The organism is Frondihabitans sp. PAMC 28766, assembly GCF_001577365.1.
Classification (GTDB): Bacteria; Actinomycetota; Actinomycetes; order Actinomycetales; family Microbacteriaceae; genus Frondihabitans.
In genome coordinates this window covers 3525818-3540449 of record NZ_CP014513.1, presented here as the reverse complement: position 1 = coordinate 3540449, position 14632 = coordinate 3525818, and the positions used below count along the sequence as shown (strand labels likewise).

Annotated in this window: 16 protein-coding genes; 13 read left to right on the top strand and 3 right to left on the bottom strand. The window is 67.5% G+C overall.

Features of this window, described 5'->3' with window-relative positions; translation table 11 throughout:
• Position 1 precedes the first annotated feature (1 nt).
• On the bottom strand, positions 2-1438 hold the full coding sequence (locus AX769_RS16945; protein WP_157887697.1) for an amidohydrolase family protein: 1437 nt from the start codon (positions 1436-1438) through the stop codon (positions 2-4).
• 122 nt (positions 1439-1560) lie between these two features.
• On the opposite strand from AX769_RS16945, the gene AX769_RS16940 reads away from it, so the two are divergent.
• The 4 genes from AX769_RS16940 (at position 1561) to AX769_RS16925 (ending at position 7221) form a co-directional block, all read left to right on the top strand.
• Positions 1561-2352, top strand: a complete 792-nt coding sequence (locus AX769_RS16940; protein ID WP_066281746.1) for an IclR family transcriptional regulator — start codon at positions 1561-1563, stop codon at positions 2350-2352.
• Between the two features lie 70 nt (positions 2353-2422).
• Positions 2423-3379, top strand: a complete 957-nt coding sequence (locus tag AX769_RS16935; RefSeq protein WP_066281743.1) for an amidohydrolase family protein — start codon at positions 2423-2425, stop codon at positions 3377-3379.
• A 9-nt stretch (positions 3380-3388) separates the two neighbouring features.
• Positions 3389-3688 carry a DUF1905 domain-containing protein gene (locus AX769_RS16930; RefSeq protein WP_066281741.1) on the top strand — a complete coding sequence of 100 codons (300 nt, stop codon included), beginning with the start codon at positions 3389-3391 and terminating at the stop codon, positions 3686-3688.
• 89 nt (positions 3689-3777) lie between these two features.
• A complete protein-coding gene (locus AX769_RS16925) occupies positions 3778-7221 on the top strand; it encodes a GH92 family glycosyl hydrolase (RefSeq protein ID WP_066281739.1) in 3444 nt (1147 codons plus the stop codon).
• Positions 7222-7313: 92 nt separating this feature from the next.
• Here the strand turns inward: AX769_RS16925 and AX769_RS16920 are convergent, their stop codons facing one another.
• Positions 7314-7871, bottom strand: a complete 558-nt coding sequence (locus tag AX769_RS16920) for a TetR/AcrR family transcriptional regulator (RefSeq protein WP_066281738.1) — start codon at positions 7869-7871, stop codon at positions 7314-7316.
• 150 nt (positions 7872-8021) lie between these two features.
• Here AX769_RS16920 and AX769_RS16915 point away from each other — a divergent pair, with 150 nt between their 5' ends.
• The 9 genes from AX769_RS16915 to AX769_RS16880 all read left to right on the top strand — a co-directional run bounded on the left by AX769_RS16915 (position 8022) and on the right by AX769_RS16880 (position 13825).
• A complete protein-coding gene (locus AX769_RS16915) occupies positions 8022-9047 on the top strand; it encodes an aldo/keto reductase (protein WP_066281736.1) in 1026 nt (341 codons plus the stop codon).
• A 272-nt stretch (positions 9048-9319) separates the two neighbouring features.
• The gene (locus AX769_RS24210; RefSeq protein ID WP_066281733.1) at positions 9320-9610 is read left to right on the top strand and encodes a WXG100 family type VII secretion target; all 291 of its coding nucleotides are present in this window, start codon (positions 9320-9322) and stop codon (positions 9608-9610) included.
• 11 nt (positions 9611-9621) lie between these two features.
• On the top strand, positions 9622-9969 hold the full coding sequence (locus AX769_RS16905) for a WXG100 family type VII secretion target (protein ID WP_066281730.1): 348 nt from the start codon (positions 9622-9624) through the stop codon (positions 9967-9969).
• Positions 9969-10256, top strand: a complete 288-nt coding sequence (locus tag AX769_RS16900) for a WXG100 family type VII secretion target (protein WP_066281728.1) — start codon at positions 9969-9971, stop codon at positions 10254-10256. The genes AX769_RS16905 and AX769_RS16900 overlap by 1 nt, the downstream gene beginning before the upstream one ends.
• Complete coding sequence (locus tag AX769_RS16895; RefSeq protein ID WP_157887696.1) at positions 10256-11911, top strand: TNT domain-containing protein; 1656 nt, start codon at positions 10256-10258, stop codon at positions 11909-11911. Before AX769_RS16900 ends, AX769_RS16895 begins: the two co-directional genes overlap by 1 nt.
• Complete coding sequence (locus AX769_RS24205; RefSeq protein WP_157887695.1) at positions 11908-12309, top strand: hypothetical protein; 402 nt, start codon at positions 11908-11910, stop codon at positions 12307-12309. The genes AX769_RS16895 and AX769_RS24205 overlap by 4 nt, the downstream gene beginning before the upstream one ends.
• A gap of 195 nt (positions 12310-12504) precedes the next feature.
• A complete protein-coding gene (locus AX769_RS16885) occupies positions 12505-12867 on the top strand; it encodes a hypothetical protein (RefSeq protein ID WP_066281720.1) in 363 nt (120 codons plus the stop codon).
• Positions 12868-13247: 380 nt separating this feature from the next.
• Positions 13248-13538, top strand: a complete 291-nt coding sequence (locus tag AX769_RS24200) for a hypothetical protein (protein WP_157887694.1) — start codon at positions 13248-13250, stop codon at positions 13536-13538.
• A gap of 26 nt (positions 13539-13564) precedes the next feature.
• Complete coding sequence (locus tag AX769_RS16880) at positions 13565-13825, top strand: hypothetical protein (protein WP_066281715.1); 261 nt, start codon at positions 13565-13567, stop codon at positions 13823-13825.
• 63 nt (positions 13826-13888) lie between these two features.
• Here AX769_RS16880 and AX769_RS16875 read toward each other — a convergent pair whose 3' ends face one another.
• Entirely contained in the window at positions 13889-14617 is a 729-nt protein-coding gene (locus tag AX769_RS16875; RefSeq protein WP_066283894.1) for an ABC transporter ATP-binding protein, read from the bottom strand.
• Positions 14618-14632 lie beyond the last annotated feature (15 nt).

The following is a 14632-nucleotide window of genomic DNA, read 5'->3' as shown; positions in this document are numbered from 1 at the left end:
ACTACTGGATCGAGCGGGCCGCCGCGATGCGCTCCTTGACGGCGTCGAGCTCGGACGCGGGGCGGTAGCGCCCCGCGCGCACGACGCCCACGATGTCGTGCAGGGCGTCGACGCTCTGCAGCGGGTCGCTGCCCAGCAGCACCAAGTCGGCGTCGAAGCCCTCGGCCACGTCGCCCTGCGTGGAGGAGGTGCCGAAGAACGCCGCGGCATTCGAGGTCGCCGCCCTCAGCACGCTGAGAGGCGAGAGGCCCGCGGCCGCCAGCTCGTCGAACTCCTGGTGGATCGCGTGGCCCGGGATCACCCAGCCCGCGCCGCCTGAGTCTGTGCCGACGAGCAGGGGCACGCCCTCCTCGTCGAAGATCTTCGTCAGGCGCAGCTGCAGCGAGTAGGTGCGTCGGTAGGTGGCGTGAGCCGAATCTCCTTGGGCGGCGTACTTCTCGTTCGACTTCTGCCACACAGCCACGGTGCCGGGCGAGACGAAGCGCAGCTCGGGGTCGCCCGTATGCCGGGGGTCGTCGGCGAGCTGCTGCGTCCGCACGCGGATGAGAGTCGGGCACTGCCACGTCTCGTTCTCGACGAAGAGGCGGGCGACCGCGCGCGCCTTGTCTTCGTCGAACGTGGCGTCGGCTCGCGAGAGAAGGTCGATGTCGACCTCTTTGTTGGCCGTGACCGGGTTGACGATGATCTTCTTCAGCATGTTCTCGACCATCCGGCCCATGCCGGGCAGCTTGATGGGGGGAGCCTTCAAGGTGCGCGCACCTGCGGCGGCTTCGGCGAGGATCGCCGGCTCGTCGTCGGCCGTGGCCGCCGTGATTCCGACACCGGGGCCGAGGTGCTCGATGCAGCGCATGCCGCGCCTCGACACCTCGCGCACGTCGATGCCGTTCGGCAGGTGCCCCGCGACCGGCAGCGACAGGCGTGCGGCCTCGTCGAGCACGTCGAGCAGCACCGCGGGCGAGACCGAGACGACCTTGACGAAGTCGGCGCCCTGATCCTTCTGAGCCCGCAGCGTCGCCACGGCCGCCTGCGACGTGCCGGCGTTCATGGGTGTCAGAAGGTCTCCCGGCAGGGCCAGGAGGCTCGGCCCGTCGGAGGGCAGCCCGAGTCGGCCGGTGGCACGGTCGTCCAGCAGACGGGGCGACCCGCTCATCTGCCGGAAGCCGGTGATGCCGAACGCCCCCATCAGCTCGAGGTTCTCGGTCGCGCTCTCGCGTCCGATCGGGTGCGCGTGGGCGTCGACGAAGCCCGGCACGACGAATCGGCCCTGTGCATCGACGACGTCGGCGCCCTGGATGGCGAGGGTGCCGGTCGGGGCGATGCGCTGGATCCTGCCTATCTCGATCAGGACGTCGACGTCGCGGCGCAGAGTGCCGCGGCTCACGTCGACGACCGTGGCAGCGCGCAGGATCACGGGGCGGGTGGGTGTCGAATCCGGCATGGTGCCCTCCGAGAAGCGGTCGATGAGACGAACGGGTCGGACGTTACGCGCCGACCGCCGGGCCGAGGGCTCGGCTTCCACCCAGTGGTAGTCGAAGTCCTGACGTGCCAGACTCGGCGACCATGAGCGAGCCGCAGGCCCCGACCGACGGAATGGCCCGCTCCGGTGTCGTCGATCGTGCGTTCTCGGTGCTCAGCGCTTTCGACGAGCGACACCTGGCTCTCTCGTTGACGGCCATCACCCGCCGCACGGGCCTGCCGATCAATTCGGCCCTCCGCATCATCCGCTCGCTCGTCGATGTCGGCGCCCTCGAGCGCCGCGACGACGGGCTCTACGTGGTCGGCCTCCGGCTCTTCGAGATCGCCGCCCTCGGCCCGCGCAGCCAGGGGCTGAGACGCATCGCGATGCCCTTCCTGCAGGATCTCCACGCCGTCACCGACGAGCACGTGCTGTTCACGGTGCGCGAAGACGACGAGGCCGTGCTGATCGAGCGCCTGTCCGCTCGCGGCGCCGGCCCCGTCTCCTACCGCATCGGCGGGCGGCTGCCACTGAGTGGCACCGGCGCGGGGCTCGTGCTGCTCGCGCACGCTCCGAGCGAGCTGCAGGATGCCATGATCGCTCGCATCGGCACCTCGACCGCCGTCTCAGCCCAGGTGGCGTTCACCAGCGGCGACGAGCTCCGCCACAGGCTGGCAGCGATCCGGCTCGAAGGCTCGCTGATGGTCGCGACCTCGACCGCCGACGGCATGGGCACGGTCGCCGCGCCGGTCTTCGCCCAGCAGCGGGAGGCCGTCGCCGCGGTCTCGGTCGTGGCTCCCGCCGACGAGCGGGTGCTCGGCGCCCTCGTCCCCGCGGTGCGACTGTCGGCCCGCGCCATCTCGGCCGCTCTCGCGCCGCGCCGCACGACCCGATAGACCGTTCGGCGGCTACCGCTGAGTGGAAGTCGGTGCCCCCTCCGCCGGCTGCCGACCTAGCGTCGCAGGCATGACAACTCCGCTCGTCGACGTCCACGCCCACTTCGTCACCGACCACTACGTCGCCGCCGCGAAGGCCGCCGGGTTGGTCAGCCCCGACGGCATGCCGGGCTGGCCTTCGTTCGACATCGCCGACCAGCTCGCCTCGATGGACCGCCGCGGCATCGCCCGCGCCGTGCTCTCGGTGTCGTCGCCGGGCGTGCATTTCGCGACGGGTCAGGATGCCGAGGCCGTCGCCCTCGCCGAGCACGTCAACGACACGGCGCTCGGCTTCGTGCGCGACCATCCCGACCGGTTCGACTTCTTCGCGTCGGTCACCCTCCCCGACGTCGATGCCGCCGTCCGCGAGCTCACGCGGGCGATGGATGCCGGTGCCGTCGGCATCACCGTCGAGTCGAACGCGCACGGGCAGTATCTGGGTGACTTTGCACTCGAGCCGCTCTGGGCCGAGCTCGACCGGCGCCGTGGCATCCTGTTCATCCACCCGACGTCGCCGGTGATGTGGGAGTCGACCGCTCTCGGGCTGCCTCGGCCGCTCGTGGAGTTCATGTTCGAGTCCACCCGCACCGTGGTGGACATGCTGCGGGCGAAGGTCGTCGACCGGCACCCCGGCATGCGGGTGATCGTGCCGCACTCAGGCGCCACCCTCGGCGTCCTGGCCGATCGGGTCAGCACGCTCCTGCCCCTGCTCGTGGGGGAGGACCCGGCGAGCCTGCGGTTCACCGAGCAGTTCGAGGCGCTGTGGTTCGATACGGCAGGCACACCCTTCCCGCGCGCGATGCCGACACTGACGTCGCTCGTCGGCACCGATCGCATCCTGTACGGCAGCGACTCGTGCTGGACCCCGCCGGCCGGCGTCGACGCGCAGCTCGCCTCGATCGACGCCGCGCCAGCGCCCGCGGGCGCCTCGTCGTGGCGCGAGCTCGCGGCGACGAACGCCGCTCGGCTGCTGACGCCCCCTTCGTAGACTCGAGGCATGCGGTTCACGTTCACGAACGAGCTCTGGCGCTGGGCGGCGCGCCGCGAACTGTGGACCTTCGTGACGCTCTCGCCCGAGGCCGACGACCAGATCGTGGCCATGGTCGGCGACATGACCAACGGCTGGGGCTCGATCCGCGTCGATGCGCGCGTCGGGCAGACGAGCTTCCGCACGTCGATCTTCCCCGCCGGCGATCAGGGCGCCTACGTGCTGCCCGTCAAGCGCGCCGTCCGCGACGCCGAGGGGCTCGAGCTCGGCGTCCGGGTCACGGCGGAGATCGTGCTCGTCGACTTCTGACTCGCCGAGTGGCCCCCGTTGTGGGGGAGGACCCCACCGTCTAGTGTTGCTATCCGACAACGCTGTCAATCGATGGGGAAAGGACGGCCATGCGCTCGTCTGCAGCACCACTCACGGCTTCCGGCGGCGCGATCACTCGCCGCCGCGGTCGCCGCGTCATTCCACTCGCCATGCTCTCGGTGGCCCTCGCGGCCGTCGCCGGGGTCTCGGGCACCGGCTTCGCCACGAGCGCGAGCGCGACCCCGGCGACCACCGCGACGTCGACCGTGCCGGGCGCGAAGACCGACCTCACGGGCCTCGTCAATCCGTTCATCGGCACCGAGAACCAGGGCCTCGACTTCCCGGCCGCGGGCGCGCCGTTCGGCATGGTGCAGGAGAGCCCGCTGATGGAGAGCGGCTCGGGCACCGGCTGCGACTCGCAGGCCGCGACGACCGTCACCGGCTTCAGCCAGACCACCATCAACGGCTGCCGGTTCAACTACCTGCCGTTGATGCCGACGACGGGTGCGGTGACCTCCACCGACTCGTCGCAGTACGCCTCGACGTTCAGCCACAGCACCGAGACAACGTCTCCCGACTACTACCAATCGACCCTCGACAAGTACGGCGTGAAGGTCGGGCTCACGGCGACCGACCGCACGGGGTGGCAGCAGTACACCTTCCCGCGCACCTCACAGGCGAACGTCATGTTCAATGCGGGCGCCGGGGTGACGAGCTCGTCGATCCAGGTCGTCGGCAAGAACACCGTCCAGGGCTGGGTCGACGACGGCAAGAAGACGTACTTCGTCGCCGAGCTGAGCCGCCCGTTCACGTCGTTCGGCACGTGGAAGGGCACGACGAAGACGGCAGGATCGCGCGAATCCTCCGCGACCGGGGCCAACGGCGCCTGGGCGTCGTTCGACACCACGAAGGACGACTCGCCGATCGTCGCCAAGGTGGCGCTGTCGTTCACCGGTCTGGCCGGGGCTCAGAAGAACCTGGCCGCCGAGACCTCGCACCTCGGGTTCGACTTCGACGCGGCGCACGCGGCGCTCAAGGCCGAGTGGAACACGATGCTGCACAAGGCCGCCGTCGCCGGTGGCACGCACGACCAGCAGGTCGCCTACTACACGGCGCTGTACCACTCGATGCTCGACCCCAATGAGATCGGCGATGTCGACGGCCAGTACGTCGGGGCCGACAAGAAGATCCACACCGCCGAGGGGTATACGCCCTATAGCAACTTCTCGCTCTGGGACACCTATCGAACCCAGAACCAGCTGCTCGAGACCCTGGTGCCGAAGGTGGCACACGACATCGACCTCTCGCTGATCGCCATCGCCCGGGAGGGCGGTGCCCTGCCGCGCTGGTACCTCGAAGACCAGGAGGGCAACATCATGACGGGTGACCCGATCACTCCCTTCCTCGTCGAGGGGTGGTCGAAGGGGCTGTTGACAGGAGCCGACGCTCAAGAGGCCTACAAATACCTCCGCGCCAATGCCACCAGCGTCCCTCCGGCGAACGTGCGGGAGAACGGGCGGGCGGGTGTCGCCTACTATGCCTCGCGCGGCTACATCCCCTACGGCGTCAACATCTCGACGAACGCCGACTGCCCGAGCAACGGGACGAGCGGCACCTGCTGCCCGACCAAGAGCAACGACAACGACTGCTACTACGGCACCTCCGCGACACTCGACTACGCACTCGCCGACGCGTCACTCTCGCTGATGGCGAAGGGTCTCGGCCACACCGCCGACGCCAAGATGTTCGCCCAGCGCGGCCAGTCGTACCGCAACGTCTACGACTCCCAGATCGGGCAGTTCCGGCCGCGCACGCAGGACGGCACCTGGTTGTCTCCGTACGACCCGGTCACGAGCGACCACGCCTTCCACGAGCAGAACGCGAGCCAGTACCAGTGGCTGGTGCCTCAGGATCCTGCCGGCCTGGTCGGGATGCTCGGCGGTGCGAGCGCCACGACGTCGAAGCTCAACACCTTCTTCGACTACAGCGGCCTGCTCACCGACCCGAACGGCACCGCGAAGAACACCTGGGTGAGCGACCCGCTGACCTACTACTCGTCGAACTACTACAACCCGAACAACGAGCCGAACCTGGTCGCGCCGTACATCTACGCGTGGGCCGGTCAGCCGGGCAACACGTCGACCGTGGTGCACGCCCAGGAGACGCTGTACACGAACACCCCCGGCGGCATCCCCGGCAACGACGACATGGGCGAGATGTCGGCCTGGTACGTGATGAGCGCCCTCGGGCTCTACCCGACCACGGCAGGCGGCAACTTCGACGTCCTCACCACGCCGCTGTTCCCGGCCGCCCAGGTGCAGGTCGGCGCCTACGGTCGCACGCAGGGCGGGACGCTGAAGATATCGGCCCCCGGCACCAGCATGAGCAACCGGTACGTCGCCACGGCGACGGTGAACGGGCGATCGTCCGACAAGGCCTGGGTGTCACAGGCCGACATCGCCCACGGCGGCAGCATCGCGTACACGCTCAGCACGGCTCCGACGCGCTGGGCCACGAATGCGAAAGACGCCCCGCCGTCGATCGACACGGTCTCGAGCACGCAGAACCAGGTGAGCGCGTCGCTCTCGCCGACGCAGAGCACGGTCGAGCCGACCGCGCAGGCCTCGTCGACGCAGAAGATCGCGCTGAGCCTCAACGCGACGTCTCCACGGACTGCCCGTGTGGCGGTGAGCGCCACGGCGCCGCGGGGCTGGTCGGTGACGCCGAGTCGCACGAACGTGACGCTGCGTTCGAACAGCCTGCCGCAGCAGGTCGAAGTGCCGATGACGGTCACCGCCCCGGCGGGCACAAAACCGGGCACGTACTCGATCGCCGTCACAGCCAGGATGGCCGGGGCCGCGTCGGTCCGCAAAGAGGCGACGGTCGTCGTGTCTGCGGGAGCCGACTGCGCCATCCAGTCGAGCAGCTCGTGCGCCGTCGACCTGAGCCACTTTTATAACAACGACGGGACGGCGACGCTCGCAGACCCGGCTCAGGGCGACTTCGACGGGACCGGCCTCAGCTACGCGGCCGACCTGCTGCCGGCGCCCGGCCCGGTCTCGCTCGGGGGAGTGACCTACCAGGCGCCGCCTACGGCGGGCACCCAGCCGAACTTCGTCAAGTCGACGGGGCAGGCGGTGGCTCTTCCCAGCGGACGCTACAGCAGCCTGCACATCGTCGGGGCGTCGGACAACGGCAGCACGGGTGCCGCCTCGGCTACCGCCGTCGTCACCTACAGCGACGGCAGCACGGCCACCGTGCCGCTCGAGCTGACCGGGTGGGCGAACGCCGCCCCTGACTTCGGCAACACGGCGGTCGTCACGACGCCGTACCAGCTGAAGGCGGGTGCCGGCAAGACGACGACGGGGGCCTCGCTCTACGAGACCACCGTGCCGCTTCAGCCGGGCAAGACCGTCCGGTCGCTGTCGCTGGCGACGCCGTCGGTGCCCGCCTGGGTCGCACCGGGCTCGGGCGGCCTCGACTGGGCTCGAGACAGCGCCGTGAACATCTACGCGATGACGCTGACGCGGTAGATCGCAAAACGACAGGACGACGGGAGTCGGCGCTTCGGCGTCGGCTCCCGTCGTGCGAGTCGGCTCCCGTCGTGCGAGTCGACTCTGGCGTGTCAGACCTTCGAGGGCGTCAGCAGGCCGTCCACGAAGACGTCGACCATCCGCCCCGGGCGCGTCTCGTCTTTCGTGATCGGCGAGTAGATGCAGAGGTTGGCCACCGACCCGAGCACTTCGATGGCGTCGACATCCGTCCGGGCGAGGCCCGCCCGGGCGGCGTTCGCGAGCAGGTCGCGAAGCACCGGCCCGACCTTCCCCTCGAAATAGCCAGGCAGAGCGTTGTAGGCAGGATCACCGGAGTGCAGCGCGTTCGCCAGACCGTGCTTCGTCGCGACGAACTCGGTGTACCGCTGCAGCCAGACCCGCAGAGCCTGGTCGGGCGGATAGGCCTCCATGATCGTCGGAGCCTCGGCCGCGCAGGCATCGATCTCGTGCCGGAACACGGCCGAGATGAGGTCGGACCGCAGCGGGAAATGACGGTAGAGCGTGGCTGTTCCGACGCCGGCTCGAGCAGCGATCGCCCGGACGTTCACGTCGACACCGCTCAGCGCGAACTCCTCCTTGGCCGCGGACAGGAGTGCGTCGAGATTGCGTTCTGCATCGGCACGTGCCACGGGGTGATCCTGTTCTGCTGGTCGATCGGGCTGCGGACGTCGATCGGGTTGCTAAACGGGACAATGTCCCATATGGTCGAGACCACCGGGACGATGTCCCGTTTCACCCACTGTACGGCACCGAGCCCGGCGCCATAAGGAGAGCACCTCATGCAGTACCGCACCCTCGGCCGCACCGGAATCAAGGTCAGCCCTTACGCCCTCGGCGCCATGAACTTCGGTCAGATCGGCAACGTCACGCAAGACGACTCGATCGCAATCATCCACAAGGCCCTCGACGCCGGCATCAACTTCGTCGACACCGCAGACATGTACTCGCACGGCGAATCGGAAGAGATCGTCGGCAAGGCGCTCGTCGGTCGCCGCGACGACGTCGTCCTCGCCACGAAGCTGAACCTGCCGATGAGCGACGACCCGAACCACCAGGGCAACTCCCGTCGCTGGATCGTGCAGGAGGTCGAGAACTCTCTGCGCCGCCTCCAGACCGACTACATCGACCTCTACCAGATCCACCGCCCAGACCCCTCGACCGACATCGAAGAGACCCTCTCGGCGATGTCCGACCTCGTCCACGCCGGCAAGATCCGCGCGTTCGGCTCATCGGCCATGCCGGCTTCAGAGATGGTCGAGGCGCAGTGGGTCTCCGAGCGGCGCGGGCTCGAGCGCTTCCGCACCGAGCAGCCGACCTACTCGATCCTCAACCGGGGCATCGAGAACGAGATCCTGCCCGTCGCCGAGCGGTACGGCATGGGCACGCTCGTCTGGAGCCCGCTCGCGGGAGGCATGCTGACGGGGCGCATCCGGAAGGGTCAGGAGACCGATCTCAACCGGGCCAAGTACTTCACCTACTTCTCCGACGAGCGCCGCATCGACGCCGTCGAAGAGGTCGCCGCGCTCTCGGACGAGACCGGTATCCCGATGACCCACCTGGCCATGGCCTTCGTGATCGCGCACCCTGGCGTGACGTCGGCGATCATGGGGCCGCGCACGATGGCGCAGCTCGACGACGTCCTTGCGGGATCAGACGTGGTGCTGTCCGACGAGATCCTCGACCGCATCGACGCCATCGTCGCTCCCGGTGCGGACATCGGCCAGCTCGACATGGCCTACAAGACCCCCGCCATCCTCACCCCGGCGCTCCGCCGCCGCCCCGTCTCGCTGCGCGCCGCCGCCTGACCTGTCTCCGCTCGGTGAGTGGCACATTTTCGCGGCATTTCGGCCTGAATGCCGCGGGAATGTGCCACTCACCAACGAGAGTGGTGAGGGGACCCGCGATGTACCCCGAACCGATCGCATGTGTTTGTACAAATGGGGCACAAGTGCCTACATTCGTCCCCCATTCGGGAGTTGGTGACACGCCGCGATGGCTTGTATGGTCGTGGGTGCGTGGTCGTCTCATCGGGGGAACCAGCCTCCGCGCGGCACGCCCGACGAAGGGTTGCATTCTCATGCCTCAGTACAAAGTTTCTTCCGAGAGCCTCGCCACGACGGCTTCGCAGCTGCAGTCGGGCTCGAGCGACGTGCAGTCGACCCTGTCGCACCTGCGCAGCCTCGTCGAGAGCCTCGGCGGCGAGTGGGAGGGCTCCGGTTCGGGCGCCTTCAACGAGCTCTACACCGAGTTCAACACCGCCGGGCTCAAGCTCAACGAATCGCTCGCCGGCATCGCCGACCTGCTGTCGAAGGCGGCTTCGTACTACGCGGAGTCGGAGGCGAACGTCACCAACGCGTTCCGCAGCTAGAACACACTCTCATGGTCGATGTGCGGGTCTCGTCCGAGGCCGTCGAGCAGGCCTCGTCGCGCGTCGCGGCGATGGTCGAGGAGTTCGCCGGGAGGCGTGCTCTCTGCGAGCAGACCGTCACCGGCCTCGTCTCCGGGCCGTGGACGGGGGCCGCGTCGACGACCTTCCACGAGGGTTGGGGTGAGTGGGCCCAGGGGGCTGCCGAGGTCAGCGAGGCGCTGAGCGGCATCGCCGCCCTCCTCGCCGAGGCGTCGGTGCAGTACGCCGAGACCGAGGGGCACGTCACGAGCGCCTCGCAATCATCGGCCGTGGTCTCGGCGACGCCCGCTGTCCGCGGTTCACAGAGGGCAGGATCCTGATGGCCCGCTTCCACGCGGAGGTCGCCGAGATCGACCAGACAGTGGTGACTCTCGCCCAGATGGCCGAGTTCTGCGAGACCCTGCTCGCCCAGATCGACCTGATCAAGAACACCGTCTCGGCCGAGTGGACGGGCGAGGCCGCTTCGCAGTTCGCCGCGCTCCATGCGGAGTGGGCTCGGGGCGCGGCGTCGATGAACGAGGGCATCCAGGTGATGCACCGGGCGGCGTCGACGTCGAGCAGCAACTACTCGGCGGGCCACGACGCCTCCCGGGGAGTGTGGGGCTGATGGCCGGCGTGCTGCTCGACGTCGAGCCGGAGGACTTCGTCACCTCGTCGTCGAGCGCGTCGTCTGCGGCGCGTGCGGCAGCGTCCGCCGGCTCTCGCCTGCGGTCGGCCCTCTCGGGGTCGACGCAGATGGCCGGCTCCGACCCCGCCGGGCTGAAGTGGGCGGCGCAGTACGACCAGGTCGCCGCCGACGCCGTCCGGGGCCTCGACTCGCTCGAGACCGTCCTCGGCCAAGTCTCGGCAGGCCTTGCTGTCACCGGCCTGAACTACGCAACGGCCGATTGGCTCTCCGCCGGTCACTCGGGCTACGCGCCCGGCTACTCGGTGCCGTCGCTGCCTGGGGCCATCTGCTCGTCGCCTCCGCCGTCGTCGGCGGGCGGGTCGCGTAAGTCGTCGATCCCGGGGTTCGAGTACGTCGCGAACTTCATCGGCGAGATGTGGCCCGACGGCGACACCGGCAAGCTTCACGCGGCCAAATCCGCGTGGGGTTCCTTCGCCGACGACCTCGACTCGATCCGGTCGGGCGACATCACCCGCATCAAGTCGGGCCTCGACGGCAATCACACGCCCGAGCTGCCGACCATCGACTCGACCATCACGAGCATCGGCACCGCCGCCGGCAAACTTGCCGACGAGGCGCGCAACCTCGCGACGGCCTGCGGCAAGCTCGCCACCGAGATCGACCACGTCCACCAGCAGACCGAGCAGGTGCTGAACAGCCTGGTCGAGCAGCTCGCCGCGACCGCGGCCGTCGGAATCGGTCTGACGATCTTCACGGCCGGTCTGTCGGACGGCGCCGCGGCCCTCGCCGGCGGGGGAGAGATCGCGGCCGCGGTCGCTCGCATCCTGGGCTTCATCGCCGAGCTCGGCACGAACGTCGCCCGCGTCGTCGACGACATCGCGGTCTCGGCCGGCTCCATCGCCAAAGTCGCGGGCATCAGCGAGCAGATCACCATCCGCGTCGTCACCATCGCCGGCAAGAGCGTCGTGACCGGCGTCGGCGGGGCGTTCACCAACGTCGGCGTGCAAGAGATCGTCGACCCCGGCACCGACATCAACGCGGCCGCCGTCCAGGGCTTCGTCGGCGGTGCTGCCTTCGGCGTGCTCGCCGACGGCGCCAGGCTCGCCGGGACCGCGCTTGGTGCTCGCGACGCTGCGAAAGCCGTCGAGACCGCGCGGGTCAGTGATTTCAAGGCGGACATCAAGTCGTGGTCGGCAGCACGAGGTTCGGCGGGCTATAAGCCGTATGGTGACCTCGGCGAGAAAAAATGGTTCAAAACTTACTTTCAGGGTTTTGACTCGCACGGTTATGCCGAGTGGAAGTGGCCGGATGGGTGGAAGGGGTTCCTCAACGGCGATAGCGTCCCCAATCAGTTGCAGGTCGGTGACCGCATCACGAGGTTGAGCCCAGTCGGGCGGGACGGAAGTTTCGCGACAGACCCGGGGACGGCCTTTGAAGCTATGTCTCTTCCGCCTGACCGGCTGGCACCGAACTATGTGCAGACCGAGTACGAGGTCCTCAAACCCCTCCCGCCTTACGTGCGAGAAGGTGCCATCGACCCGGGTTTCGAGCAATCGGGCCTTGGAAAGCAGTATTTTTTCCCCAACAAGATGAAGCCGCTCGTGAACGCTGGTTACCTCAGGGAGGCCCCATGACCCCTTTCGAAGATTTGGTCGTCGCTGTGTCATCGATCGGACTGGAGGCGCGGTCTCTCGTCGCTTTCTGGGATGGTGCAAGGGGCGAACAACCCCTGGCAAGTGTCGCCTACAACATCGTCCATACCCACAACGGTTATGGCGTGTGGATGGGCGTTGGTCGTGGCGAGCTCGCCGAAGGGCCCTACGAAGGCTTTCGTTTTTCGGACGAGGCCAGTGCCTGTGCCTATGTGTGGCGATCGATCCGTTCTGACGCCGCGCCTGAACTGTTGTCTCCCGACGAAGAAAAGGAAGTAGCACGCGAGGCGGAAGATATCGTCGCTCACCAGATGGCGACGTACGTAGCCAACGGTGGCGAAGACGCATACCCCTCTAGTCGTGAGGGAGGGGATGGTTGATCGCACACCGTCGAACGCCTGAAGGTTCGACGCGATCGTGCTCATGTTGACCCTGATGACCACAACATCGGCGGCTTTGCCGAGGGTTGCTACTGCCTTGCACAGGGCGATAGCGGCATTTGGGAATCATTTATCGGCCAACGCGGACAGAAGGAGAAAATCTGACTTTGACGGCACTCAACTACCGAGGAACTCATGGACTTCAAAGACCTCTACCGCCTAGTGTTCGGGCACTTCGGTCTCCGGGCCACCGGGCAGACGGCTGACTCGGCGACGGGCGTTCTTTCGTGCGTCCTCTACGAGACTTTCGAATTGCAGTGCCGGATCGATCCGCAATACAACACTTTCGGAGCCGTGATCCTCGTCGGTTCGAACCAGGCGACCTCTGAGTTTTTTGGCCGCGGCGTCTCCATGTCGCTTGATGCGACGTCCGTGGCAGCAAGCCTGGACACAATCGATCGCTGGTGCCGTCTTCACTTGCCTCAGGCGTTCCTTGAGGAGTACCAGCGTGGCCTCGATACTGTGCCCGGTCAGCCCGGAGTGCGAGCCCTCCAGTAGCAGGCAGCGAGGGGAAGGTGAAGTCGCTACTGATTGCTCGTTGCGTCATGAGGCTCCCATGACGGCATTCCAAGAACTTGTGGTCGCTGTGTCGGCGATCGGGCTGGAGGCACGGTCTCTAATATACATCACGTAATCATGCCGGATTACGATAAAAATGATCCATCTGTAGTGGCTGTTTGGGACGACGCGTCACGACGGATTGCAGAAGGCGCGAAGGGTGGCGTCCATGTCATGTCTGGTGCCGGGCGGCGCCATGGCACACATGGGAACGGATAGAATTTCCCGCTTTGATCGCCAATCCGGAAGTCACCAGCATCACGACTGTAGATCCGCTGACGGGCCTTATGGCAAAGATTTGGAAAAGGTAGGGATTAGACATGGCTCAGCTAAGCGTCGTAAGTCAGGCGGTCATCCAATATGTGGGAAAAGGTCGGTCCGCAGCACCCACCGGAGCGTGGCCGTCGGAAGGGAGCAGTTTTGATGCGGAAACGCGTTCGCGTGCTGAAGCCATCGTGGGTTTTCTCAATCGTGTTCCAGTCGATTGGGGCGTCGAGGACTGGGCCTCAGCTGACGCAGAGGTGCGATCTTCTTTGCACCGACAATTCCCGGAGTTGAACGATGATGCCGTCTCTGCGCTGGTCTGGAAATTCGATTACGACTGGAAGTAAGTTTGGCCAGAAACACTTTTGAAGAATTGGTCGTCGCTGTGTCGGCGGTCGGGCTGGAGGCGCGGTCTCTGGTCGCTCTCTGCGATGGTGCGACGGGCGAACAGCCCGTGCCGAGTGTCGCGTACAACATCGTCAAGACGCATTCCGGCTATGGCGTGAGGATGGGCGTCGGTCGCGGCGAGCTCGAACTCGTCGACGTCTTCGCGCCCGCCGACCTGGCCCTGGTCACGACCGTCGATCGTCAACTGCAGCATGCGCAGCTGAGACTCGGCAGCGGCTTGAGATGAACACGAGGCGCAGCGACCGAGATGCCTGCGGCTTCGAGAGGGTCGGGCCGGCGGCCTGAATCCCTAGCGCGCCTCGGACACAGTGCCCTTCTTGATCAGGAGGCGACGCTCGGCGCGCGCAGCCACAGCCGAGTCGTGCGTGACGATGACGAGCGTCAGGCCGCGGTCGCGCCAGACGCTCTCGAGCAGGGCCATGACCTCGTCGCGAGTGGCCTCGTCGAGGGCGCCCGTCGGCTCGTCGGCCAGCAGCACGGAGGGCTCCTTGACGAGCGCCCGGGCGATGGCGACGCGCTGCTGCTGGCCGCCCGACAGCTCGCCGGGCAGATGGTCGCCCCGCTCGCCGAGCCCGACCGATTCGAGGGCTGCGAACGACCGCCGGCGCCGTTCGTCGCGAGGCAGCTCGGAGGTCGCGAACGCCGTCTCGACGTTCTCGGCCGCCGACAGTGTCGGGATCAGGTTGAAGCTCTGGAAGACGAAGCCGATCTCGGCGCCGCGGATGCGAGCCAACTCGCGGTCGCCGGCCGTCGAGAGGTCGTGCGCGCCGAGCGTGACCGAGCCACCCGAGGGCCGGTCGAGCGCGCCGAGCATCTGCAGCAGCGTCGACTTGCCGCCGCCGGTCGGGCCCTGGATCGCGACCATCTGGCCGGCCGGGATCACCAGGTCGACGCCGTCGAGGGCCGTGACGGTGCGCTTATTCTGCTCGTACGTCTTGCTGACGCCGCGAAGCGTGTACGCGGTGACGGGAGCCAGTGCCGGTTCGAGGGGAGTGACGAGGTTCGTCGTGTCGGTCATAGGGTGCTCCTTGCT